The organism is Xanthomarina spongicola (assembly GCF_003148645.1).
In the GTDB taxonomy this organism is placed as follows: domain Bacteria; phylum Bacteroidota; class Bacteroidia; order Flavobacteriales; family Flavobacteriaceae; genus Xanthomarina; species Xanthomarina spongicola.
The window spans coordinates 211,822-236,964 of the sequence record NZ_QGGP01000001.1; the positions used below are offsets into that span (position 1 = coordinate 211,822).

22 protein-coding genes are annotated in these 25,143 nt (G+C 32.8%); 6 read left to right on the top strand and 16 right to left on the bottom strand.

The genetic code is table 11. The features are described from left to right. Window positions 1-6 precede the first annotated feature (6 nt). From LX78_RS00915 to LX78_RS00945, 7 genes are all read right to left on the bottom strand, one after another. Window positions 7-1,215 (bottom strand): beta-ketoacyl synthase N-terminal-like domain-containing protein, encoded by a 1,209-nt coding sequence (locus LX78_RS00915; RefSeq protein ID WP_109681342.1) that lies wholly within the window; start codon window positions 1,213-1,215, stop codon window positions 7-9. Window positions 1,216-1,253: 38 nt separating this feature from the next. Further along, window positions 1,254-1,535 (bottom strand): GIY-YIG nuclease family protein, encoded by a 282-nt coding sequence (locus LX78_RS00920; protein ID WP_109680761.1) that lies wholly within the window; start codon window positions 1,533-1,535, stop codon window positions 1,254-1,256. Between the two features lie 63 nt (window positions 1,536-1,598). Continuing rightward, entirely contained in the window at window positions 1,599-2,864 is a 1,266-nt protein-coding gene (gene bioA / locus LX78_RS00925; protein WP_109680762.1) for an adenosylmethionine--8-amino-7-oxononanoate transaminase, read from the bottom strand. A 135-nt stretch (window positions 2,865-2,999) separates the two neighbouring features. Next, window positions 3,000-3,608 carry a dethiobiotin synthase gene (bioD, locus tag LX78_RS00930; RefSeq protein ID WP_109680763.1) on the bottom strand — a complete coding sequence of 203 codons (609 nt, stop codon included), beginning with the start codon at window positions 3,606-3,608 and terminating at the stop codon, window positions 3,000-3,002. Then, window positions 3,605-4,018, bottom strand: a complete 414-nt coding sequence (locus tag LX78_RS00935; RefSeq protein ID WP_109680764.1) for a putative signal transducing protein — start codon at window positions 4,016-4,018, stop codon at window positions 3,605-3,607. The genes bioD and LX78_RS00935 overlap by 4 nt, the downstream gene beginning before the upstream one ends. Further along, window positions 4,015-5,160 (bottom strand): aminotransferase class I/II-fold pyridoxal phosphate-dependent enzyme, encoded by a 1,146-nt coding sequence (locus LX78_RS00940; RefSeq protein ID WP_109680765.1) that lies wholly within the window; start codon window positions 5,158-5,160, stop codon window positions 4,015-4,017. The genes LX78_RS00935 and LX78_RS00940 overlap by 4 nt, the downstream gene beginning before the upstream one ends. After that, window positions 5,144-5,689 (bottom strand): hypothetical protein, encoded by a 546-nt coding sequence (locus tag LX78_RS00945; RefSeq protein WP_109680766.1) that lies wholly within the window; start codon window positions 5,687-5,689, stop codon window positions 5,144-5,146. The genes LX78_RS00940 and LX78_RS00945 overlap by 17 nt, the downstream gene beginning before the upstream one ends. Before the next feature lie 82 nt (window positions 5,690-5,771). Here LX78_RS00945 and LX78_RS00950 point away from each other — a divergent pair, with 82 nt between their 5' ends. Beyond that, the gene (locus LX78_RS00950; protein ID WP_109680767.1) at window positions 5,772-7,562 is read left to right on the top strand and encodes a M61 family metallopeptidase; all 1,791 of its coding nucleotides are present in this window, start codon (window positions 5,772-5,774) and stop codon (window positions 7,560-7,562) included. Between the two features lie 2 nt (window positions 7,563-7,564). On the opposite strand, the gene dinB is transcribed toward LX78_RS00950, so the two are convergent. Then, entirely contained in the window at window positions 7,565-8,671 is a 1,107-nt protein-coding gene (gene dinB, locus LX78_RS00955) for a DNA polymerase IV (protein ID WP_109681343.1), read from the bottom strand. Window positions 8,672-8,712: 41 nt separating this feature from the next. Here dinB and LX78_RS00960 point away from each other — a divergent pair, with 41 nt between their 5' ends. From LX78_RS00960 to LX78_RS00970, 3 genes are read left to right on the top strand one after another with little or no spacing between them, the layout of a single operon-like run. Then, the gene (locus LX78_RS00960; RefSeq protein ID WP_109680768.1) at window positions 8,713-9,378 is read left to right on the top strand and encodes an NAD(P)H-binding protein; all 666 of its coding nucleotides are present in this window, start codon (window positions 8,713-8,715) and stop codon (window positions 9,376-9,378) included. Then, window positions 9,371-9,838 (top strand): CYTH domain-containing protein, encoded by a 468-nt coding sequence (locus LX78_RS00965; protein WP_109680769.1) that lies wholly within the window; start codon window positions 9,371-9,373, stop codon window positions 9,836-9,838. Before LX78_RS00960 ends, LX78_RS00965 begins: the two co-directional genes overlap by 8 nt. Before the next feature lies 1 nt (window position 9,839). Then, entirely contained in the window at window positions 9,840-10,367 is a 528-nt protein-coding gene (locus tag LX78_RS00970; protein WP_109680770.1) for a YciI family protein, read from the top strand. An 85-nt stretch (window positions 10,368-10,452) separates the two neighbouring features. Here the strand turns inward: LX78_RS00970 and LX78_RS00975 are convergent, their stop codons facing one another. From LX78_RS00975 to LX78_RS00995, 5 genes are all read right to left on the bottom strand, one after another. Continuing rightward, complete coding sequence (locus LX78_RS00975; RefSeq protein ID WP_109680771.1) at window positions 10,453-15,633, bottom strand: MBG domain-containing protein; 5,181 nt, start codon at window positions 15,631-15,633, stop codon at window positions 10,453-10,455. 267 nt (window positions 15,634-15,900) lie between these two features. Further along, complete coding sequence (locus LX78_RS00980; protein WP_109680772.1) at window positions 15,901-16,500, bottom strand: HD domain-containing protein; 600 nt, start codon at window positions 16,498-16,500, stop codon at window positions 15,901-15,903. A gap of 118 nt (window positions 16,501-16,618) precedes the next feature. After that, complete coding sequence (locus LX78_RS00985; RefSeq protein ID WP_109680773.1) at window positions 16,619-18,571, bottom strand: adenylate/guanylate cyclase domain-containing protein; 1,953 nt, start codon at window positions 18,569-18,571, stop codon at window positions 16,619-16,621. Between the two features lie 218 nt (window positions 18,572-18,789). Further along, window positions 18,790-19,101, bottom strand: a complete 312-nt coding sequence (locus LX78_RS00990; protein WP_109680774.1) for an antibiotic biosynthesis monooxygenase family protein — start codon at window positions 19,099-19,101, stop codon at window positions 18,790-18,792. After that, a complete protein-coding gene (locus tag LX78_RS00995) occupies window positions 19,094-20,188 on the bottom strand; it encodes an isoaspartyl peptidase/L-asparaginase family protein (protein ID WP_109680775.1) in 1,095 nt (364 codons plus the stop codon). The genes LX78_RS00990 and LX78_RS00995 overlap by 8 nt, the downstream gene beginning before the upstream one ends. 123 nt (window positions 20,189-20,311) lie before the next feature. On the opposite strand from LX78_RS00995, the gene amaB reads away from it, so the two are divergent. Together amaB and LX78_RS01005 are read left to right on the top strand one after the other, a co-directional pair. Beyond that, a complete protein-coding gene (gene amaB, locus LX78_RS01000) occupies window positions 20,312-21,865 on the top strand; it encodes an L-piperidine-6-carboxylate dehydrogenase (protein ID WP_109680776.1) in 1,554 nt (517 codons plus the stop codon). Window positions 21,866-21,949: 84 nt separating this feature from the next. After that, window positions 21,950-22,870 carry an ABC transporter ATP-binding protein gene (locus LX78_RS01005; RefSeq protein ID WP_109680777.1) on the top strand — a complete coding sequence of 307 codons (921 nt, stop codon included), beginning with the start codon at window positions 21,950-21,952 and terminating at the stop codon, window positions 22,868-22,870. Here LX78_RS01005 and LX78_RS01010 read toward each other — a convergent pair. Genes LX78_RS01010 through LX78_RS01020 form a run of 3 tightly spaced genes read right to left on the bottom strand, consistent with a single transcriptional unit; the run spans window position 22,848 to window position 25,114 of the window. Further along, window positions 22,848-23,297, bottom strand: coding sequence for a GreA/GreB family elongation factor (locus tag LX78_RS01010; protein ID WP_109680778.1), 450 nt, complete (start codon window positions 23,295-23,297; stop codon window positions 22,848-22,850). The genes LX78_RS01005 and LX78_RS01010 overlap by 23 nt on opposite strands. A gap of 1 nt (window position 23,298) precedes the next feature. After that, window positions 23,299-23,997, bottom strand: a complete 699-nt coding sequence (mtgA, locus tag LX78_RS01015) for a monofunctional biosynthetic peptidoglycan transglycosylase (protein ID WP_109680779.1) — start codon at window positions 23,995-23,997, stop codon at window positions 23,299-23,301. A gap of 1 nt (window position 23,998) precedes the next feature. Beyond that, entirely contained in the window at window positions 23,999-25,114 is a 1,116-nt protein-coding gene (locus tag LX78_RS01020; RefSeq protein WP_109680780.1) for an NAD(P)/FAD-dependent oxidoreductase, read from the bottom strand. Between the last annotated feature and the right edge of the window lie 29 nt (window positions 25,115-25,143).

A 25,143-nucleotide genomic window follows, 5' to 3' on the forward strand; every position in this document is an offset into this window, starting at 1 on the left:
TTCATATTATTTCGAAAGAAGAATTGACACGGCATTTCCACCAAATCCAACTGCGTTAATTAAGATGTTTTTGATGCGTTTTGGTTTTACTTCGTCGATATAAGGAACAGAAACAAACTCATTGTATTTTAGCATTAAAATAGCCATTTCTATATTTAACATTCCTGAAGCACCAAGGCTATGACCAATCTTCCACTTATTAGTTGTCAATGAGGGAGTTTTGTTACAAAATATTTTTTTGATAGCATTAAATTCAGAAATATCTCCTTTTATAGTTCCTGGAGTATGAGTAACAATAACATCTATTTCGTCTGGATTTAAATCTCCTAAAGCCATCTTCATGGAGCGTTGAAAACAGAGAGCATTTGTTGATAACGAGGCGTTGTGTTCCAAGATTTCAGTGGCATAACCTATCCCTTTAATTGTTGCTAATGCATTCGGATTTTCACCTTTTTCTAAACAAGCCATAGAAGCAGCTTCGCTAAGAATCATTGTGTTTTTATTTTTATTTAGATCTAAGGCACGACATGGGTAAGATTCTGGAATGTCTGGTCGAGCGCAGTCGAGACCTATATCAACCTCTCGACTGAGCTCTAGGTGACTTAAACTATTTGATTTCGCATAAATTTTAAGAGCTTGCATTTGCGAAATAGTGAATGCTGTTAAAGGCGCTTCGCTACCACCAACCAAGAATTTCTTACACATCCCAGAATTAAGCCAAGCAATACCATTTAATAAAGCATGTAGCGCTGTGGAGCAGGTAATAGAATGTGAGATTTCTGGGCCTTGTGTTTGTAAATCATGAGCTACCCAAGATGAAATATTGCCTAACGTAGTTGTTGGAGAGCTTAATGGTTTTGTTTTGTCTTTTTTAAGAAAAAACTTATGATGATTTTCAAAAAGCTCTGTTGCTCCTCTTGAAGAACCAATATTAATTCCAAAATCATCGGAAGCTATCCAACCAGCTTGTTTTATGGCTTCTCTGGATGTATAAATAGCATATAAAACCGAATTGTCTAAAGCCTTATATTTAACGTCTGATGCTCTTAACTTTTTAATTTCAGCTTTTAATTCTGCAGGTAATTCGGCAACGTAATTATTATCTTTAATTGAAAAATAATGTTGTTTGTTTTTATAAGCTTGCCAAATCTCATCTGTTGTTTTACCAAGGGGAGAAATAGTTGCTAAGCTAGTAATGGAAATGGGTTGAATCATTTTGTTGTCATGCTGAACTTGTTTCAGCATCTCATTTTTTATTGATAACTTAATGTTTTTAAAGTTGGATTAAACTTTCTAATTAAATTTAATTTCCACTCTTTATGCCAATTTTTCAATTGTTTTTCTCTTGCAATTGCTTGATTAATATCTGTGAATTCTTCATAATAGATTAAATCTTTTATATTGTATTTCTTTGTATAGACTGAAGCAACTCCTTCATAATGCTCATATAATCTTTTCGATAAATTAGCAATAACACCTATATAGAAAGTGGTTCTATATTTATTTGTTAATATGTAAGTGTAACTTAATTGCATAAATATTATGTGACACTGAAACGAGTTCAGTGTGACGTTTCATTTTATACTGACCTTACAAATTTAAACTATTGACAAAGCTTCTTCAATGGTTTGATACACTTTTTCTAATTGCGAATCTGAAACAACATAAGGTGCTTGAATGTAAATGGTATTGCCTAATGGACGAAGAAAAACGCCTTTGTCTAAAAAGAATGAAAAGAGCTTGTCTCTTAAATTTCCATATCGAGCCATTTCTGTATTCAAATCCAAAGCGAAAATAACACCTAATTGTCTGGTGGATTTTACTTTTGGATGATTTTTGATTCGTAAATTAAAGGCTTCATGTGATGCTTTAATTCTTATAATATTATTCTGAATTTCTTCAGATTGTAGCAATTCAATTCCAGCCAAAGCTGCAGTACAAGCTAATGGATTTGCAGAATATGTGTGTCCATGAAATAAGCCTTTACCTATTTCATCGCTATAAAAAGCATCATAAATTTCTTGCGAACAAGACGTGATTGCCATTGGCATTAAGCCAGCTGTTAAAGCTTTACTCAAACATATAATATCTGGTTTGGTTTCCATATAATCTGAAGCATAGTGTTTTCCAGTTTTTCCAAAACCAGTCATCACTTCATCAGCAACAGTAACAATATTGTTCTTTTCACAAAACTTTAAAATAAGCTCTAAGCCTTCTGCATCATGTATTTTCATAGCTGCTGCTCCTTGAACTAAAGGTTCGTAAACAAAACCTGCTACTTGTTGTGTTTCAAGAAGCGATTGTAATGCATTTAAAATAGCTTCGTGATTGGTTCCATTAGGTGTTGGAATTCGCTTAACATCTAAAAAGAAATCTGCAAATGGTCCATTATAAACCGATAATCCAGACACACTCATAGCCCCAAATGTGTCGCCATGAAATCCATCTTCGAAAGCTATTAACGTGTTCCGTTTTTCACCTTTATTAAAATGATATTGCAAAGCCATCTTAATGCCTATCTCAACAGAGGTAGAACCATTATCGCTAAAAAATAATTTATTCTGATTTTTAGGAAGAATTTGGATTAAAGCTTCTGATAATTTTATAGCTGGTTCGTGAGTAAAACCCGTAAAAACAACTTGATCGAGTTGTTGCATCTGACTTGAAACTCGACTTGTAATAAATTCGTTACAATGGCCATACATACAGGTGTACCAAGACGCAATGGCATCTATATATTCCTTGCCATCTTCGTCTGTTAACACACAACCTTTTGCTTTTGTTATCGCAATTGTTTCTGGATGCAATTTATGTTGCGTTAATGGATGCCAAAGATGTTTTTTATCTCTTTCTTTTAATGTCATATGCGTCATGCTGAACTTGTTTCAGCATCTTATTGTTTTGATTTTATTCTTTTGAACTTTCTTTAAATTAGTAAAAATGTATTACTAATTTCATAAATATTATGTGACACTGAAACAAGTTCAGTGCGACGAAAATTACAACTTGCTTCGAAATAGTTCTGCATACTCCAAAATCACATTTTTATCAAAATATGGCTCTTCATCTATTCGTCCAATAATTGGGGCTTTCGTCATTTTTCTTATGATATCTTCAGTTGTTTTATGTTCTTTCCCACTAAAAATAATAGACACTTGAAAACCTTTTTCTTTCAACAGATTTACCGTTAAAAGCGTGTGATTGATGCTTCCTAAATAATGTCTGGAAACCACAACAACATGATGTTCAGGCTTTATAATATCTAAAACCGTTTGCTTACTATTAATTGGAACCAACAAACCTCCAGCGCCTTCAATGACCAAATGGTTCTTGGTTTTTGGTTCTATAATTCCTTTTATAGTTATAGCAATGGCATCGATATCAGCAGCTGCATGAGGACTCATAGGTGTTTTTAAAGCATAACTATTTGGATGGAATTTTGACTTTTTATTAGACACTAATTTTTCTACTTTTTTAGTATCGCAATTATCTAGTTCTCCAGCTTGAATGGGTTTCCAGTAATCTGCTTGAAGTGCTTCAACTATAATAGCAGAAGCTATGGTTTTTCCAACATCTGTAGAGATTCCTGTAACAAAATAGGTTTTCATTTTAAATCGAATTCGGTTTGGCAGGCTTCACATCGATACTTATGTCTGGTATAAAATGGAAGCGATGAAAATAAGACTCCAAAAATAAACCATATTAATGATTTGGCATCTTTAATTGTAGAAAAGAGTTCTATTTTTTCGCTTTTGCAGTTTGGACAATTTATAGAATTCCCTTCGTCGTCTATAGAATATTTTCTAATGGATTCTAAAATTTCTATAGCTTCGTCACTTTGTTCTAATAATACTTTTAATTTAACGCCTCCAATGGCATTACTTACTAACGGATCTGTGTCGATTGTTAAATTATCGGAAAGGAAAACTTCAATCCCTTCGGCCTCAAGACGACCTTTAATAATTTGTGCCTCAGAAGAATACTGAAATCTGGCAATGGTTTTAAATGTGTCTGTCATATCTTTAAAAGTGAGGCTAATAACTGTAAAATATCTTTTATTTCTTTTTCTGAATTAAAGCTATGTAAGCAAAAACGCAAGCGTTCTTCTCCTGCTGGAACTGTTGGCGAAAGAATAGGTTTAACATCGAATCCTTTTTTTAAGAGTTGGTTTGAAAGAGCTTTTACATTTTCGTTCCCAGAAACCAAACAACATTGAATTGCTGAATTGCTGTTTATAAAATGATGCTGAATCTTATTTTTAATAATCTCAGCTTTAAAAAAGGTAATGTTATTATGTAATTTCGATATTTCGTGTGTTTTGGGCAATTCCATATAAACAGACTTGATTGTCATTAACGTATGTGGAGGAAGTGCTGTGGTGTAAATAAACGAACGTGCAAAATTCACCAAGTATTCCGTAAGTTCTTTGCTTCCTAAGATAGCTGCTCCATGACTTCCAAGTGCTTTTCCAAAAGTTATTAATCTAGCAAACACTTGGTTTTCTAATCCTAATTCTTGAATTAAGCCTACACCTTTTTCGCCAAAAACGCCTGTGGCATGTGCTTCATCTATTACAACAAAAGCTTTATACTTTTTACTAATATTTATTAAAGAAACTAAATTTGGAGAATCGCCATCCATGGAAAACACGGATTCTGTAACAATATATATTACAGATTCGTCATGCTGAACTCGTTTCAGCATCTCATCCAGATGATCTAAATTATTATGCTTAAACTTATATGATTTTGCATGACTCATGGTGATGCCATCTCTTATGGATGCATGAATGTATTCGTCGTATAAAATAATATCACCACGTTGTGGAACCGATGAAAAGAATCCTAAATTAGCATTGTAACCAGAATTAAATATTAAAGAAGACTCGCAATTGTGAAACTCGCAAAGCATGGCTTCAACTTCATTATAAAACTCATAATTTCCTGACAATAAACGAGATCCAGTGGAACCATTTCTATGCAAATTATGTGATTCTAAATAATGATGCGTCATGTCGAAAATTTCTTTAGAATTTGAAAATCCTAAATAATCGTTAGACGAAAAATCTATCAAATCATGTTCTGTGCCTAATTGACGTAACATGTTTTGTGCTTTACGTTGGTTGATTTTTTCTTGTAGTTTTTTAGGAAAGTTGTTCATTTATTTTGCTTTTCCATTCGTTTTTATCAATCCATTTGCTTTCATTTGGAACAGTTGCATCTAATAAATCTATATTCAGTTTTTCAGATATATTATAACCTATTTTAAATGCATCCATATAATCATCCCTTTCATAAAGCTCTATATGTTTCACTCTTTCATACCAAAGGTTCACTTCAAATACAGTGCTGCCGTCTGATTTCGGTCTAAGAAATACAGAAACATATTCTGAGTTTTTTATTGGTTGCCATCTCCCAATTTTTATTGGGCCAACCTCATAAGATGCTTTTATTTTTAACTTTTTTAAATCTAAGTATACTCTTTTTTGCGAGCAAAATGTTGTTCCTAATAAAAACAATATTAAAATTAATTCAATGTTTCCTGCTAATCTCTTGCCTTTATTCTCTAGGTCTATATTTTGAAATAACATGACAATAAAAGCTAAGCTCAAAGTGAACAATGCTGCCGCAATAATTAATTGCCAATAAGGTCTATTGCTTTCAGAAATAATAATGTTCTCATTATTCATATATCAAATATAACTAATGAGATTTGTTTTAATCAACAATAAAACAGTAAAAGCAGTATATTAGAGCCTTAAATTTACTTCCATGCAAAAATTTCAATTACTCTTAATAATATTCCTTTTTTCAATTCTAGTGAATGCTCAAGTGTCTTCAAAATATGATATTTCATTTGAAAACGCTATACATCATGAAGCTAGTATTCAAGTAACATTTACTGATTTAAAATCAGATGAGGTAGAGTTTAGAATGAGTCGTTCGTCCCCTGGACGCTATGCCATACACGAGTTTGCAAAAAATGTCTATAACGTAAAAGTAACTGATGGCAAAGGAAACTTATTAAAAATAACTCGTCCAAATCCATATGCATGGTACGTTTCTGGACACGATGGAACTATAAAAGTTAGTTATACTTTATTTGCAAATCATGGAGATGGAACCTATGCACAAATAGATGAAACTCATGCGCATTTAAACATGCCAGCTACGTTTATGTATGTTCCTGAGTTGTCTGAAAACGAAATGGAAATCACTTTTAATGTTCGAGAAGATTTAAATTGGAAAGTGGCAACACAATTAAAACATCTTGAAGACAATACATACTATGCAAAAAACCTGCAATATTTTATGGATAGTCCTACAGAAATCACCAACTATAGAACGCGTTCTTTTCAAGTAGATAATCAAATTGTTAAATTAATACTTCACGATGATGCAGCTACTAATGAAGATTTAGACACTTATTTCGACCATATTAAAAAAGTAGTGCTTCAACAAAAAGCTATTTATGGCGAATTACCAGTTTTCGATTATGGTGAATACACTTTTCTAGCGTGTTATATGCCAAATGCTACTGGAGATGGCATGGAACATAGGAACTCCACTTATTTGGTAAGCACTAGAAGTTTAGCAAAAGGGGGAATAAATCAAAATATAGGGACTGCTTCTCATGAATTTTTTCACTGTTGGAATGTTGAACGTATTCGTCCTAAAAGCTTGGAGCCCTTTAATTTTGAAGAAGCTAATATGAGTGGTGAACTTTGGTTTGCTGAAGGTTTTACTAGCTATTACGACGATTTAACCTTGTGTCGTGCAGGAATTATTTCGCAACCAAATTACATAACTGGATTAACAGGCGCTTTTAATTATGTGTGGAATTCTCCAGGTCGAGATTTTTTTAATCCAATAGAAATGAGCTATCAAGCTCCTTTTGTTGATGCAGCCAAATCGGTTGATGAAACCAATCGAGAAAACACCTTTATTTCTTATTATTCTTATGGAAGTATGTTGGGTCTGGCTTTGGATTTATCTTTAAGGGAAAAAGGCTTGAGCCTTGACGATTATATGAAACTGGTTTGGCAAACCTATGGAAAAACTAAAACGTTTTATACAATTGCAAACTTAAACGAAACGCTAAATGCATATGCTGGTAAAGACTTCGGAAACCATTTCTTTAACAACTATATTTATAAAAGTGGGATGCCAGATTTTAAACGTTTATTTGAAACCGTTGGTGTCAACTTGAGTAACGATAACTCAAAAGTAGATTTAGGTGTTTATGTAAGACATGGGAAATTAATGAATAACCCTAGGATAAATTCATCTGCATATAATGCTGGACTTCAAAAAGGCGATAAACTAATAAAAGTTGGTGCTACTGAAATTAATGAAGATATAGATTTAAACGAACTTCTTACATCCTATAAAGTGAACGACACTGTTGACATAGTTTTTGAACGATTTGGAGAAACAAAAACAAGCACGATAACACTTCAGGTTGATACGTCTTATACCATTTCTTTAATGGAAAGTGATAAAAAACCTTTAGATAAAAATTTGAAAACTAATAGAGAAAATTGGTTGCAGGCTAAGGAATAAGCTTAAAAGTCAAATTTTAATTGCACGCTAACTTCCTTAGGTTTTACAATAATTGGTTTTTTAGATTTGTCTGTATTTAAGTTAGATAAAGAAATACCAAGCAGCCTAACAGAGTTATTTAGCTTGTCTTGGTATAGTAAGTCTTTCGCTGTTTCAAGAATAATGTCTTTATTGTTTATAAAATAAGGCAATGTTTTACTTCTAGTTTGAAGTGTAAAATCGCTATACTTAATTTTTAAAGTCACTGTTTTTCCAGACACCTTACTTTTAGTCAAACGCTTGGAAACTTCTTGAGCTATATGATCTAATTTTTCAAGCATAAAGATTTCACTCGATAAATTTTCATGAAACGTACGCTCAGCAGCTAATGATTTTCTGGTTCTGTAAGGCTTCACTTCAGATGTATGAATCCCTCTAACTATGTAATAATAGAATCTTCCAGATTTCCCAAAATTTGTATCTAAATAATCTAAGGTTTTAGATTTTAAATCTTTCCCAGTAAAGATTCCTAATTGATACATTTTTTCAGCAGTCACTTTACCAACACCATAAAATTTTCTAATGTCAAGAGCTTCTAAAAAACTTATAACTTCTTCTGGATTTACCGTTTTTTGTCCGTTAGGTTTGTTGTAATCGCTAGCCACTTTAGCTACAAACTTATTAATTGAAATTCCTGCTGAAGCTGTTAAGCCCACTTCCTTAAAAATACGCTCTCTAATTTCCTTGGCAATTAAACTGGCACTTGGATTACCTTTTTTGTTCTCAGTAACATCTAAATAAGCTTCGTCTAAAGATAAAGGTTCTACCTTATCTGTGTAATCGTAAAATATCTTCTTAACCTGTTTGGATATTTCATGGTATCTGTCAAATCGAGGCTTTACAAAAATTAACTCTGGACAGTTTCGTCTAGCTTGTGCGCCACTTAAAGCACTTCTTACTCCAAATTTTCTAGCCTCGTAACTTGCAGCACTAACAACACCTCGCGTTCCTCCACCACCAACAGCAACAGGTTTACCTTTTAGTTCAGGATTATCCATTTGCTCAACAGACGCATAAAAGGCATCCATATCTACATGAATAATTTTTCGAATTGGTAAATTGTCTGGCATCATGTAAATTTATAATATCTTTATCAAAATTACATATCGAAATGAGTAAAACAGCAATCATTTTAGGAGCAACTGGACTTACAGGAGGTTTGTTGTTAGAACAACTTCTTATAGATAGCAGATATAGTAAAATAATCCTCTTTTCAAGAACGTCATGTAATATAAAACATGTTAAGATTGAAGAACATATAGTTGATTTATTAGACTTAACATCTTATAAAGATATCTTCTTAGCAGACGAGGTGTTTTGCTGTATTGGTACTACAAAAGCCAAAACTCCAAACGAAGAACATTATCTACAAATAGATTTTGGAATTCCAGTAATGGCTGCTCAACTTTGCAAAGAGAATGATATCAATACTTTTATAGTTGTTTCGTCTTTAGGTGCAGATAAACACAGTACCATTTTTTATAACCGAACCAAAGGCAGAATGGAAGAGGCTGTCTTATTGGAAAAAATACCTAGTACATATATCTTACAGCCTTCATTAATTGGTGGAGATAGAAACGAAAAAAGAGTTGGAGAATTTATAGCAAAACTGTTTATGAAAATTTTAAATCCTTTATTATTCGGTTCGCTTTCAAAATACAAATCAATTCATCCTATAACCATAGCAAAATCAATGGTTATTTTAGCAAATAGTTCCCATCCTTCTGGAAGAATTGTTTCTAATGATATAAAAAAATTAGTAAAAAATAATGATTGAAATAGAACGTAAATTTTTAATAAAAAGTGATACTTATAAAGACGAGGCCTATAAAAAAATAAGCATTAAGCAAGGCTTTTTAAATTCAGATAAAGACAGAACGGTTCGTGTTAGATTGACTAATAATCAAGGTCTCTTAACAGTGAAAGGTTTGTCTTCTAATGATGGTTTAACTAGGTTTGAATGGGAAAAAGAAATTTCTAAAACAGATGCTGAAGCGCTTTTTAAGCTATGTGAAAAAGGCATGATTGAAAAAACCAGATACCTTATAAAATCAGGAAATCACACCTTTGAAGTCGATGAGTTTTTTGGTGACAACAAAGGACTTGTTATTGCTGAAATTGAATTAAATCATACCACTGAAATTTTCACTAAACCCACTTGGTTAGGAAAAGAAGTGACTGGAGATATTAAATATTACAATTCGCAATTAAGTAAACATCCATTTAAAACCTGGTAACATGAAAAATCTCTTTTTAATAATCTTATGTGTCATAGCATTTATAGCTTGTAAACAAGAACATAAAGAAGGTGCAATAGAAAATTTTGAAATTGTAACAGATACAATCATTGAAGAAAATACTCCTGTAGATGTTGAAAAAACTATTAAAGAACTTAAAGAAGAATTAACAGCAAAAGGCTATCAAACCTTCGATTATGTAGATGCCAAAACACAAGACACCATTTTAATGCAACAATATTTTATGGCCTTTTTAAAAAGTGGTCCTATTCGATCTCAAAACGAAGAAGAGGCTGCTTTACTTCAAGAAGCACATATGGCACATTTAGGAAGGATGTACGAAGAAGGTTTTGCCGATTTAATTGGTCCTTTTGGAGACGATAGTGAATTTCGTGGCATCACAGTTTATAATGTTCCAACACTTAAAATGGCAGATAGTTTGGCAAATTTAGATCCTATGGTAAAAGCTGGAAGATTGGTTATAGAAGTGCATCCTTGGTGGTGTGCCAAAGGTTATTCTCTACGTTAATTAAAATCTCTTAAATAAATATAAGCTCAGACTATAAGATTAAACTTAGGTCTGAGCTTCTTTTTATGAAGTATATAAACTTAATTTATTTCTTCATTATTTTAAATGCAGATCTATTTTCTTTATGCTGATAAATGAAAAATAATATTCCTGAATTAAAATCTGAGACATCAACTTGAATGTTGGATGATTCATTTAATGAATAATCTTGATTAAACAATATTCTTCCCGTTTGATCTAAAATCTGAAGGTTTGCAACGCCTGCATTTTCAGAAACTTTAAGATTAATAAAATCATTAGCTGGATTTGGATAAAAACTAATTTGGCTCTCATTTTGTAGGTTATTAAATTGTGCTACTGTTGTTGATTCACTGGTAATTGAACGCAAAGACTCAGTACATGGATCTGCATTTGATCCATTAGCCGACTTAGAGGCATTGTTACAGCCTTGTGTTTTAACTTCCCATTGTAACCTACCACCATTGGTATAAATATTAAATGTATGAGTACCTGGCAAAAATAGTTCAGGAGGAGACCCAACAAATTGTGCATTACCTCTTAAAAGATTATTAGCTCCATTTGGAATATATATTGGCACCTCTAATCTGTTAGTATATTCAAATTGTAACAAACTAACTATATTTGGATTATCAGGTAAAGTTGCTGGGCTTTGGCAAATACCAGAAGCAGTAATACGATTGTTGCATCCAACTAATGGATTTACAAACAACAATCCAGAAGTTTGTGTAATTGTGTAATTATCATAACCAGATATACTGGCTAAATCTGCGATCACATTATATGTTCCACTATTTAAATTACCTGTTTGAACCACACCGTTTTGATCTGTAACAATAAAATTAGTTGCTGTAGGAGATGGATCATTACAAACAAGACCATTTGCTATAATATTAAAATCAGTAGGGACTGTGTCTCCTTCAAAAATATAAAATGATCCAATCTCTATATTAAGTTCAGCATTCTCGATAGTTAAATTTCCAGATTCATACGTAATATTATAATTATATGCTGGTAGTGAATGACTTACTGTAATAACTGTTTCAGAAGTACAAGAATCGTCAGGAGTAAACGATAATTCCCCTAAAACCTCCTCAATTGTCTCGTTGTAAGGTAAAACTTCTTGACTTGTGCTTATACCAAATGAAGGTAAATTTGACTGTCCATATGTAATCGTTGCATCATCTACAGTAATTGTTAAATCGAATGGATTAACGGTTAAAACACCTTGATCAACAAATGTAATATTATAATTTGGAGAACTATTGATTGCTGAAGCCTGAAAAGAATATGGACTTTCTAAAACGCCACATTGTATACAGTCTACACTATAAACTATTCCGTCTGGGAAAACATTTTCTAATGTATCACTGTATTGCAATCCATCAATTATTCCAGTTGGAGTAATTTGCTCATCTCCATAAGTAACTATTGCATCTTCTGTTGTAACAGTTAAATTGGCTGGTAGTATTTCTAAAGAAGTTGGTTCATATCTAATTTCAAAATTTGTATCTAAAACTCCACCAGGAATAATATACTGAGTACCAGCATCAATTCCAGTTATAACATTAATAGGTTTAATATCGATAGGTGTTTCAGATGAAGCATCATCGCCATTTAATATTACAATAATATTCTCGAAAGCATTCAAAATAGAATTGCCTTCACTGTTTACTAACGGAGTACCATTGACAAGAGCTGTTCCATTGACCAAGGAAAGACCATTTACAAGTGATAAACCGTTAACTAATGAAACTCCATTAACCAAGGAAACACCGTTTACCAGAGAAACTCCATTTACAAGTGATAGACCATTTACAAGTGATAGACCATTTACTAAGGAGATTCCATTGGTTATGGTCGAAAATTCACCACTAGCAATAGCATTTTCAGAAAATATATCAGCTCCAAAATTTACTAATTTTTCACTACCATTACCATTTACAAGGGATAAACCATTCTGCTCAACAGTATCTGATTGATTTACTGTGCTCTGCGAAACAAAAAATGTTTTATTAACTAATGAAAGACCATTGATGGTTGGCTCGTTATTCACTAAAGAAATTCCATTTACCAAAGAAAGCCCATTTACTAAGGAAATTCCATTTACCAAAGAAAGTGCATTAACATGATTTGATGCAAAAGTATCTGCTACGTCTTCATCAACATCTAAATCTGTTTCATTTGGATTTCCAAAAGTATAGTCAAAACTAATTTCTGGCAAAGCATCGCCATAAGTTATAGCATCTAAATTCTGAGGCTTTATTGTAACTTGCATTGGTGTTATATTTAGGACACCAGGTTCCAAAATAAAATTGTATAATTCTAATAAACCAACATTAATGTTCTCTAAACTCAATTCTATAGCATATATACCCACATTCGAATTATTAATAGCAGAAGTTGATATTGAGACAGATGGTAATAAAATGTTTAACTCTTCTTGCAGAAGTGCGTTTTCTGTATCGCCTACCATAGTTGTGAAAGTAAACTGTGGATTTCCTTCACCATATCTTCGTGATGCATTATCAGGCTGCACTAATACATCAGTTACAATGGTGTCATTGAAAGTTAATGCTTCTGATTCTCCTCCATCTTCTCCATTGGTTAATGGTCCTGGTTCTGTAAATACATAAATAGGTGGATTACCAAAAAATTCGGGTATTATTACAGACAGTGTATTTTCATCAATAAACGTTGTTGGCAATTCTTCCCCACGAAATATTACTACAGATGATTCATGGAATGAATTACCCTCTAAAATAAGTTCGAAAGCCACATCGCCAGGAGTGTAGACAGACATATCTAAATTTTCTAAATTAAATCTGATAAGGTTTGGAGACGGATTCGAAAACGCACCAATAGCACTGTCTGCCGATAAGAAACCATGTCCTGATTTATTATCAAACCCAGAAGGTGCAATATCTATAGCATTATCAGTAAGCAAATTTCGTACACTTAAGCTCGAATCAGAATTTGAAACATCGACACCAAATTTTGTTTTAGCTTCAATTATTAATGCTGCAACACCAGCAGCATGTGGTGCTGAAGCCGAAGTACCAAAAAAATTAGGTAATGAGTTTCCATCAAAATCAGGAGCGCCTAAGTTTACAGATGTATCTCCTCCAGTTGGCGCCATAATATCAGGTTTGTTTCTAAGTTGTCCGTTTGTTACTGTTCCACCTAGAGACGATGATTGCTGAGCTGCAAATACTCCTCCATAATCTGGAGTATTATCATAACGAACAGCTCCAACTGTAATGGCTCCTTCTGAATTTGCATGACCAATAATTGTTGAGCTATTGGCTGCTGGAACAGCTTCAAAATTTCCGTTGTCTCCTGCTCTAAAAACAACATACTTGAAGAGTGGTGCAGCTCCAGTTCCAGAAGCTCTTTCAATAACAATATTAGTTGTGGTAGGGTTTACAACGGTAAACGGCATAATTTCTACAGGATCTGCACCCATATTGTTTCGATTAAATCCGTATTGGATACTACCATCGTTCCCAGAGAGATAAATATCTAAGTCGTTGGTAGCTCCAGTATTAGATCCGAAAGAATAAAAATCGTCATCCCACTGTAAAACAACAATATATGATCCCACATCTAAAGTTAGATTTTGCATAGAATTATTCCCTCCAAAATCGTGACGCAATGGATTAGAAGAAGAAGCGGTAAATGTAGATTGATATGATTTAGACCCAAAATTACCTGCTGAGGTAAAATAACTTACACCATTAGCTGTTGCTTCATTAATAGCATCTGAAACAATACCATCTCTAAAAAATGGTGCTCTCATGTAAGTAAGATCATCTACTATAACATTACAATCTAGCGCAACAAGTTCGGCAATTCCTGCTGCCATGTTTCCTTCTGAAATATATCCAGTTCTAAAGTACAATTCTGCACTAGGAGCAACATCGTGTAGAATTTGAAGCATTGCTCTCCCTTCGTCGCTTGCAATACCAAAAGGATAATCTTGAACAACAGTTACAGGATTTTGATCTCCTGGAATATCTCCATTGGCAATGTCTGTTTGCAAAGCAGAACTCATCCCTGATATTACTCCAGATTTCCTGTCGTAACTATCGGAAAGCACTCCTATTTTAACACCATCACCACTTAAATTCCATCCTAATCTTGCAGTATTTGAATTTTGAGCAATATCTCCTTGACTATCAATAAGTCCGGAGTTTGGCATGGGAGGAGAAACCTCATATACTTGATTAATGATGTCTGATCTTGGGTTGAGATCCTCTAAATTTGCTATAGGAAAAAATGTAGTTATAACGCGTTCATCATCTTGTGGATCATAGACATCTGAAATATAATCACTCGTATTTACTCCAAAAGTGTTAAGAAAAGATGCTACAGCATTGAATTGACCATTAAACGTGACTATTTCAATTAACACTTCTCCATTTTCATTAATAGTGTATATAAACTCATTTGTTGGTTCATTGGGATTATAGTTATTGAATAGCGATGTTAATGCAGACCCAATAATTTCGTTAACTTTAGAATTTGGTGGATAACCAGGAAGAATATCGCAATTTATAAGAGCACAAGCACACACTGCAGCCACTTCTTCTTCAGTACTTATAGATCCTGGAAGTCCGCTACCACTTTGGCTGTAAAAATAAATAACATTCGTATCCCAAGTACCAGAGTTGTTAATTGAACCATCTGCAGTCTTTACACTACCAAGACCAGACACAATTCCTCCATTTAAAAAATTACCACCTACAAGTTGGACACAAGCATTAGAAAATTGTAATTGGGAATCATTAATAAAGTTACCATATTTTAACATTAAGGCATTTGTTAGCTGAATAGTACCTTTATTTTTAAGAACTCCAGGACCAATAGAAATCTCCCCTTGATCCACAACCAACAATCCTCCTTGGTTTATATTGAGATTACTTGCACTTGTAAATTTTGCATTATTAGAAATGTACAGTTCTGCATTGTTCCTCAATTTAATTGGGTTACTGGAATTATAAACCATATCATGATTTATGGTAATTGTAGAATTGCTTATTTCGTAATCTGGAAATGGGTTATTGTTACATGGACCACCAGAGCAATCCCATGCTATGGCATCTTCCCAATTACTTGATAAACCTGTAGTTGTATAATTCTGTCCATATACCCATACAGTAGTTAACAGAAAAAATAAACTTGATAAAATAATTTTGTTGATTGCTTTTGTGGTAAAGAATATACCACTTGTTGTTGTTGATTTCATAGTGTTAGACTTATAATAACCATATAGGTTTATGCACCAACGATTCTCATTGGCTTATATAAGTCATTTATAGAAGAGGAGTAAGCTATAAATCATTCTTAGGAGCTTGTAATATACACATTATCAATTAAATAAAAAACCATTACAGAAGTTATCTATTCGTTTTAACACATAATTAACAAGAAAGGAGTTCTTATCCTACAAATTAGCTTTGTCAAGCGTTCAGAAATAACTAATTCATTTAAAAAATGACTTGTTTAGTAGCAGTTAAAGACTAGACCTTTTTTGTTTTAATTCTTTTAATTTACTCAGCTTTAATTTCCGTCTATTTAATTTTGCATAAAGTGTATGGAATTTGTGATTTTCGAGAAACTTGATTTGTAAATCTAACCATTCTCTTTCTGTGCTAATAATTCCAAAATGCAAAAATTCTTGGTGTAGGTTTTCACTAAGTTCATCGTAATCAGTTCTTCCTAAGTAATCCAAATCGGCATCAGCAAGAATCTTATCGTAAAAAGTTTTTGGTTCTTGAGGTATCTTTGTTGCCCTTATCATACCGTTTACAATTTCTAATTCCTGTTTAGTAAGAATAGAATTGAGAATTGGTTCAATTAACAAAATGCTACGCTCTTCATGATCTATAGGTGAAACAGTGTAGCCAAAATCGTGGCAAATGGCAGCAATTCGGATTAGCTTAGCCATATTATCATCTATTCTATACAGCTTAATATATTTATCACATACATTAGCAACATCAACGATATGCTTATAAGAATGATATCTTAAATGTGGTGCTAATTTCTGTTTCAATTCATTTAGAATTTGAAAACAAATATCTGGATATGTCTTTTTGTTATCAAGATCCATGTACTTACAATTTTAAGAATGATTTTCTTTTTATTACCATTGTATATTTTTCGATCATCCCCAAAATCGATTAGAATTAATACTAATTTATAAAATATTATTTTAAAATAATCATTTATCAGGTTTTCTTACCAATATTCTCTTCTGCATAATACATGCTAAGCAACTGTTCATTCTTCGCTATTATCTTACCTCTGTAAGTGAAATTATATTTGTTTTTTAAGTGTTGGTAGGTATTTTCTGAAACATTAATTTTTCCTGGTTTAGAATTATTTTCCATCCTCGCAGCTATATTAACTGTATTGCCCCAAATATCATATTGAAACTTCTTGATTCCAACAACACCAGCTACAACAGGACCTGTATTTATTCCAATACGAATCTCAAAAGGGTATATACCTTCTGGTGGATTATTTTGAGTTTCTCTAACAAATTCCATAATCTCTAAAGCAGCAGCAAAAGCATTTTCTACATGCGAAGTGTTTTCTGTAGGAAGCCCTCCTGCACACATATAGGCATCTCCAATGGTTTTTATTTTCTCAAGATTGTGTTTTTCTGTAATGTTGTCGAATTTCTTAAAAAAATAATCTAAACTTTGAACGAGGTCTTCTGCAGATATCTCTTCTGCTACTAAAGAAAATTGTTTGAAATCTGTAAAAAGAACTGTTACTTCCTTGAAATATTTTGTCTTAATAAATCCTTGTTCTTTTAATTCTTCGGCTGTTTCTTTTGGAAGAATGTTTAATAGAATGCTATCACTTTTGTTTCGTTCTTTAGCTAGAGATGCATTAGATTTTTGAATAAATCGGTAACGTGAAAAAACACCTCCTACTGCTGCTAAAAGAAGTGCTGCTAGTGCATATAACAACCTTTTTGACGCTGTAGCACGTTCAATCTGGGCTTGTTTGAGTTCATTATCTATATTAAGAAGTTTTATTTCTTTTTCTTTATTTTCTAAATCGTACCTAAATCTCATATTGCCTATAGATTCATCATAGGATTCGTTTCGAATAGTATCGCTTATAGAAGTAAAAAGTTGCTGATAGCTATATGCATTTTTATAATCTTTCATTCCTGAGTAAGCCTTAGAAAGCCCTTCATATGCATTCTTTTTATCTCTATAGACACCTGTAGTTTTTGTTAAATCAAGCCCTTCTTTAAGATTTTTAATAGCTTCTGAATAGGCTTTTTGCTCTATTAAAACTTCTCCTAATGCTATAAGTGCCTTAGTTTTGTCTGATTTAGCCTCATTAAGATCTGCTGCATCTATAGCTTTTAGATGATATTCTTTTGCTAAATCATATTTTTTTTGGTCTTTATAGACCTTGCCCATACTATTATATGTGTGTGAAAGACTACTTCCTGCTTTAGAATAAGCTTCCAAAGCATCATTCAGGTGAAGTAATGCATCTTGTGGATTGCCATTTTTTAAGTATAATTCTGCTATATTAATAGCAGCAGCTCCAACTCCTTCGTCGTATCCTATTTTACTAAATATAATCTTGGATTTATTAAAGGATTTAAATGCATCTTCATAAGTTGTTTCTTCATTAGAATAAACAGCTCCAATATTCAGGTAAGCTGTCCCCATTCTTGAAGAATCTTGAATCTTTTCTGCAATCTTGACAGACTTTAGTAAATATTCTAAAGCTTTAGGGTCGTTTCCTTTCGTTTCGTAAACAGCACCTAGATTAGCAAGTAAGTTACTAATTCCGTTTTGGTCATTAATTGTTTCAAAAATTTCTAATGATTTTTCCCAATGAATCAAGACATCCGAGAATTCACCTTTAATATAATGGCCAAGCCCCATATTTTTATGTCCATAGGCTAGACCTCTCTTGAAATTAATTTGTGTAGCTAGATTAATGGCTTTTTGAGAATAAACAAAAGATGAGTCTGGTTGAGATCGAAAAAGCTGTGAAGATATCTCTAATAAGGTATTAACTTTTGTGCTATCATCGGCTTGTTTAACAACAAGCTGCTTAAGATCTTCTATACTTTTGTCGTTTTGACCAAAAGAATTTAGCGTAATGCAAAACAAGATGATTGAATATAGAGTCGTACGATTCATCAAAGTTGTGGGTCAAAATAAGTTTTAGGGAATAGTTAAATGTAGGAAATTATTCTATATAAACCAATTAATTAAGTCATTTTCAAATGGATAAACAAGAGCTTAGTAATTTTTTAGTCTACAAGTTTTCATTATTAATACGAATATTCTAATTTCTCTAGTCTACGTAAAGCCTTATTAAAAATGATAAATAGTAACCTAAGTTGTGATGGATTTCATTACGATAAGTCAAAATCGTATTCACGTTCTACCTTACAAATTCTAACATGATACCAGTTGTACCATTGACTTCTTCCTTTTTGTTGTGCTAAAAGATGTTCGGAATTCTGTTTCCAGTTTTTTATTGCTTCAAGGCTTTCCCAGTAACTTACAGTAATTCCTACTTGATTCCTAGCTGATTCAATTCCTATAAACCCTTTTTGTTGTTTGGCAAGAGTTTCCATTTTTTCAGCCATGTCTTGATAACCAGTTATATCTTCATTTTGAGTTGAAGTGAAAATAACTGCATAATAAGGTGTTGTTTTAGTCATTATAAATGCCAATATTAAGTTCGCCTTTATCATTCATAGTAGCTCGAAACATGCCAGATGTATTAAATTCCATAACCATATTTCCGTTTTTATCTACTGCAACAATACCTCCATCTCCACCAAGTTCAGGTACTTTTTTCTGAATAACTTCTTTGGCTGCTTCGGCTAATGTTAATCCTTTATATTCCATTAAAGCAGAAATATCGTGAGCTACCATAGCACGTATAAAATATTCTCCCCAACCAGTACTTGAAACAGCACATGTATTGTTGTTCGCATAAGTTCCTGCTCCTATTATTGGTGCATCACCAACACGTCCCCAACGTTTGTTTGTCATGCCTCCTGTAGAAGTTCCTGCTGCAAGGTTTCCATCTTTATCTAATGCTGCACAACCAACGGTTCCAAACTTGGAGTTTTTTATAGCAACATCATAAAATGCTGTTTTATTATCTGCTTTTTTCTGTTCTTCATATTCTTTAACACGTTCCAAAGAATTCATACTCTTTTCAGTATAAAAATAAGTTGTATCAACAATTTCGATACCTTGTTCTTTGGCAAAAACATCTGCTCCATGTCCAGTCAACATCACATGTGGTGAGTTTTCCATGACAGCTCTCGCTAAATCAATTGGATTTTTTACGGTTCGTGTTCCTGCAGAAGCTCCAGCATTTAGAGTTTTACCATCCATAATAGAAGCATCTAACTCATTCGTTTCTGCATTTGTAAAAACAGCTCCTTTTCCAGCATTAAACAAAGGCGAGTCCTCCATAATATTAATGGTTTCTTGAACAGCATCTAGACTGCTTCCTCCATTTTTTAAAATGTTATATCCAACACGAATGGCTTCTTCCAATTTTAATTTATAAGCTGCTTCAGCTTCAGCAGACATATATTCACGTGAAATATTACCTGCTCCACCATGAATAACAATTGCAAATTGATTGGTTTTAATATCTAGATTGTCTTTTGAAACAACTAGTGAGTCTTTAGAGGCTTGTCTACCATTTGTTAAGGATTTGAGTTCTTCCTTATTTTTGCAACTAAATATTATAAAGCATAAACACAAAAAATAAATTCCTTTTTTCATCATATAACATATTAAAATGAGAGGTTTAAAGTTAGTTTTTTAGAAATAAAGCCTCAAGAAAAAACGACTTTTTATTCCTATCTTTGCAACTAAATTTAATAATTAGTAAAAAAACAAACATATATGGAAGCCATAGCTACCGATTTCGGAATAGAAAAAGCATTAAAACAATTAGGAGTTAAAGATATAAATGAAGGAACTTCTACAGGTTCAAATAGCTTTTCTAATGGAGACATTATAGAGAGTTATTCTCCAGTAGATGGGAAATTAATTGGAAAAGTAAAGACAACAACAAGAGCAGATTACGACAAAGTAATGGATGCTGCAACATCAGCATTCTTATCTTGGAGAACCATGCCAGCACCTCAACGTGGAGAAATTGTACGTCAGTTTGGTAACAAATTAAGAGACTTAAAAGAACCTCTAGGAAAATTGGTTTCTTATGAAATGGGGAAATCTTTACAAGAAGGATATGGAGAAGTACAAGAAATGATTGACATCTGTGATTTTGCAGTTGGATTATCTAGACAATTAAACGGACAAACAATTCCTTCTGAACGTCCAGGACATGTCATGAGAGAACAGTGGCATCCAATAGGTGTTGTTGGAATTATTTCGGCATTCAACTTTCCTGTGGCTGTTTGGGCTTGGAACACAGCTTTAGCTTGGATTTGTGGTGATGTTTGTGTTTGGAAAGGTTCTGAAAAAGCACCTCTGTGCACTATTGCTTGTCAAAATATTATTGCAGAGATTCTAAAAGAAAACAATTTACCAGAAGGAATTTCTTGTATCATTAATGGAGATTACAAAGTAGGTGAAATGATGACAACCGATTCAAGAGTTGCTTTAGTTTCTGCTACAGGATCTACAAGAATGGGACGTATTGTTGGGAAAACAGTTGCAGAACGTTTTGGTAAATCTTTATTAGAATTAGGTGGTAACAACGCCATTATTATTACACCAACTGCCGATTTAAAAGTGGTTGTTCCTGGTGCTGTATTTGGAGCTGTTGGAACTTGTGGACAACGTTGTACGTCTACAAGAAGATTGATTATTCACGAATCTGTTTATGATAAAGTAAGAGATGCTATTGTTGGTGCTTATGGACAATTAACTATTGGAAATCCTTTAGATGAAAGAAATCATATTGGGCCATTAATCGATAAAGATTCTGTAAACACGTATTTAGCTGCCATTGAAAAAGCAAAAGCTGAAGGTGGAAACGTTTTAGTTGAAGGTGGTGTTTTAGAAGGTGAAGGATATGAAAGTGGATGCTACGTAAAACCAGCAATTATTGAAGCTGAAAATCATTTTGAAATTGTACAACACGAAACATTTGCTCCAATTTTATATTTAATGAAATATTCTGGAGAAGTTGAAAATGCTATTGAAAAACAAAATGGTGTTGCTCAAGGATTATCTTCATCCATTATGACGAATGATTTGAAGGAAGCAGAAAAATTCTTATCATTTGCTGGTTCTGATTGTGGTATAGCTAACGTAAATATTGGTACTTCTGGTGCTGAAATTGGTGGCGCATTTGGTGGTGAAAAAGAAACAGGTGGAGGGCGTGAGTCTGGATCTGATGCATGGAAAGTTTATATGAGAAGACAAACAAATACTATAAATTATTCAGATGAGTTGCCTTTAGCGCAAGGAATTAAATTTGATCTTTAATAGATAAATTATAATCATTTAAAAAAATCCGTTTCTTCCAAATCGCTGGAATTGAAACGGATTTTTTATTCTAATTTAACAGATATGCTTCAAGTAAAAAACATCGAATTTACTTATAAAAAAACTTCAGTCTTAAAAGACATTAGTTTTTCTGTTGAAGCTGGAGAACACCTATCTATAATTGGCGAAAGTGGTTCTGGTAAAAGCACCTTACTAAAATTACTTTATGGTGAATTAGACGCAAACAAAGGTCAAATATTTTGGAAAAACTCTGAAATTCTTGGGCCTAAGTACAACCTAGTTGTTGGTTATGATTTTATGAAATACGTGGCTCAAGAATTCGACTTAATGCCATTTATTTCTGTAGCCGAAAATATTGGAAAGCATCTCTCAAATTTCTTTCCTGAAGAGAAACAAACTCGTATAAAAGAACTTTTGGAGGTTGTTGAACTCACTCCCTTTTCGAACACCAAAGTGAAGCTCTTAAGTGGTGGGCAAAAACAACGTGTAGCTTTGGCAAGAGCTTTGGCTAATGAACCAGAAATATTGTTGCTGGACGAACCTTTTAGTCATATTGATAATTTTAAAAAACAAAGTTTAAGGCGTAATTTATTCAATTACTTAAAAACCAAAAACATTACCTGTATTGTTGCTTCTCATGATAAGGAAGATGTTTTGCCTTATTCAGATAAGATGATAGTTTTACATAACCATAAAATAGTAGCAAACAACACACCAGAATATTTATTCAACCATCCAAAAACACCTTTAATCGCTTCATTTTTTGGAGATTTTAATGTGATAAATGGAAAGATTGTTTATGCTCATCAATTACAGATTGTAGAAGATTCCAATTTAAAAGCTACGGTTAAAAAATCTTACTTTAAAGGACATTATTATTTGGTTGAAGCCAACTTAAATGGTGCTACAATTTTTATCGAAAACAAAATGTTTATTGAAAATAATAGAGAGATTTACTTATTTATAAAATCTCAATTATCTTAAATTCATTTTCTCTAAAAGTCATTACATCTCCAGCCTCCTTACCAATTAGCAATTTTCCAATAGCTGTGTTGGGCGAAATAGCAAAATATTTTTCCTTTTCTACAACTATTTCTCCAGAGCTTATAGCTATAAAATAATTTGCTTGAGTTGTAAAAACAAGACTTCCTAAACAAACTGTTTTAGAGGTTTTGGAAACATCTATTTTAGAAAGCAATTCTTGTAGTTTTTCTGTCTCAGCTAATTGATTGCCTGCTTTTTCACGCTCTAATTGAAGCATGGCTCTTCCTGTTTCATGTTTATCTCCAGCAGAACTCTTAGTTTCAGATGTTAAAGATTCTTGAATTTCTTCAATAGATGTCCTTATTGTATCAAGTCTGTTATTACAAAACTGAACACATTGCATGTATAATTTTTGCTTGAGTTCCATTTTACTTTTTATTTACTTTGTTATAATCCAACTTACCAAAATAACCCATTTGTTTAACAATCCAGATTTTTCTACGTTCAATGTAATTTGAAGCAGGCTTTGCTTTAAATTTTAATGGATTTGGTAAAATGGCTGCAATAGAAGCTGCTTCATATTGTGATAATTTTGAAGCGGGCTTTTTATACCAATAATAGGCTGCAGCTTCGGCTCCATAAATACCATTCCCCATTTCTATGCTATTTAAATAGACTTCCATGATGCGTTCTTTACTCCAAATTGTTTCTATCAAAAAGGTAAAATACACTTCCAACCCTTTTCGAAACCAACTGCGTTGTGGCCATAAAAACACGTTTTTTGCTGTTTGCTGACTAATGGTACTTGCGCCTTTTATGCCTTTTCCTTTTTTATTGTCTTGATAAGCTTTCTCTATAGCTTTAACATCGAACCCCTTGTGTATTAAAAAATTCTGGTCTTCACTACAAATAACTGCTAATTGTAAATTTTTTGAAATCTTATCGATAGAAACCCAATCATGTCTCCAAATCATGGATTTATTGTCTTGAAAATTCTCTACACTTCTAATTAGCATTAATGGCGTTGCAGGAACTGGAACCCATTTATACAAAAACACCATCGCTATGGAAAGGATAAATAATCCAACAATAAGTTTAAAAATAAATTTGAAGAATTTTTTAATCATTTTACTCGATTAGGTCTACTATTTCTTTACCTACCAAACTTCCAATAGCAACTCCCATTCCTCCAAGTCTCACGCCACAATATATATGATCTGACAATTGTTTTACAATGGGTTTTTTACTAGATCCAACTCCCATGATACCTGACCAACTATAATCAATTTCGAAATTAGTTTCTGGCAAAATAACCGTTTTTAAAAGTTCTTTTAGTTTGTTTTGAATGAGTTCTGTTTGTTCTAATTGGGTAGTTTCTTCTGCTTTAAAATCTAAATTTCTACCTCCTCCAAACAAAATACGATTGTCAATATTCCTAAAATAATAATAGCCTTTATCTAAGTGAAACGTGCCTTTAATATGAAGGTTTTTAATGGGTTTCGTTATAAGAACCTGAGCTCTTGCAGGTTTTACTTTTTCAGAAATATGTTGGGATGCAAAACCATTGGTTGTAAAAATGAGATTTTGGGATTCAAACTCTACCTGATTGGTTTTTACATGCACACCTTTTGAAGTGTCCTCAAAACTTTCAACCGTTATATTATTTAAGATTTTTATACCTAGGAATTGTACTTTTTGAAGCAAGGTTTCCATCATTTTACCTGTGTCTATTTGTCCTTCAAACGGATTAAACACATAAGTATCTTGTATATTTTTAAAACCAAAACCATTCTTTTTTAACTGAAATACATCATCATTAAAAATTGGTTTTATAAGACTGTTTATAGCCTCTCTCTTTTCTAAACAAGCTTCAAAAAATTGAGTGTCTTCTTTCGTGAATAATTCGTAACCTCCCAATTGTTGATAATAAATGGCTTGATCTGTTAAGGTTTGTCTTAAAAGTAACAACCCATCCAATCGTTTTTTGATTAAATTAACAACGTCTTCTTCTGAATGCGATTTTAAATCGTCTAGAATTTCGCTTAAACTTCCAAAACAGGCAAATCCTGCATTTTTAGTACTTGCGCCTTGTGGCAACATCCCTTTTTCTAAAATAAGTATGGTTGCTTTCGGAAATTTCTGTTTTAGTTGTAATGCACAATTAAGCCCTACAATACCACTGCCAACAATGGTATAGTCTATATTGGTTAGCCACGATTTTATTTCCCAATAAGATAAATTCATAAATCTAAATTAATGCTTTTGTTTTAACT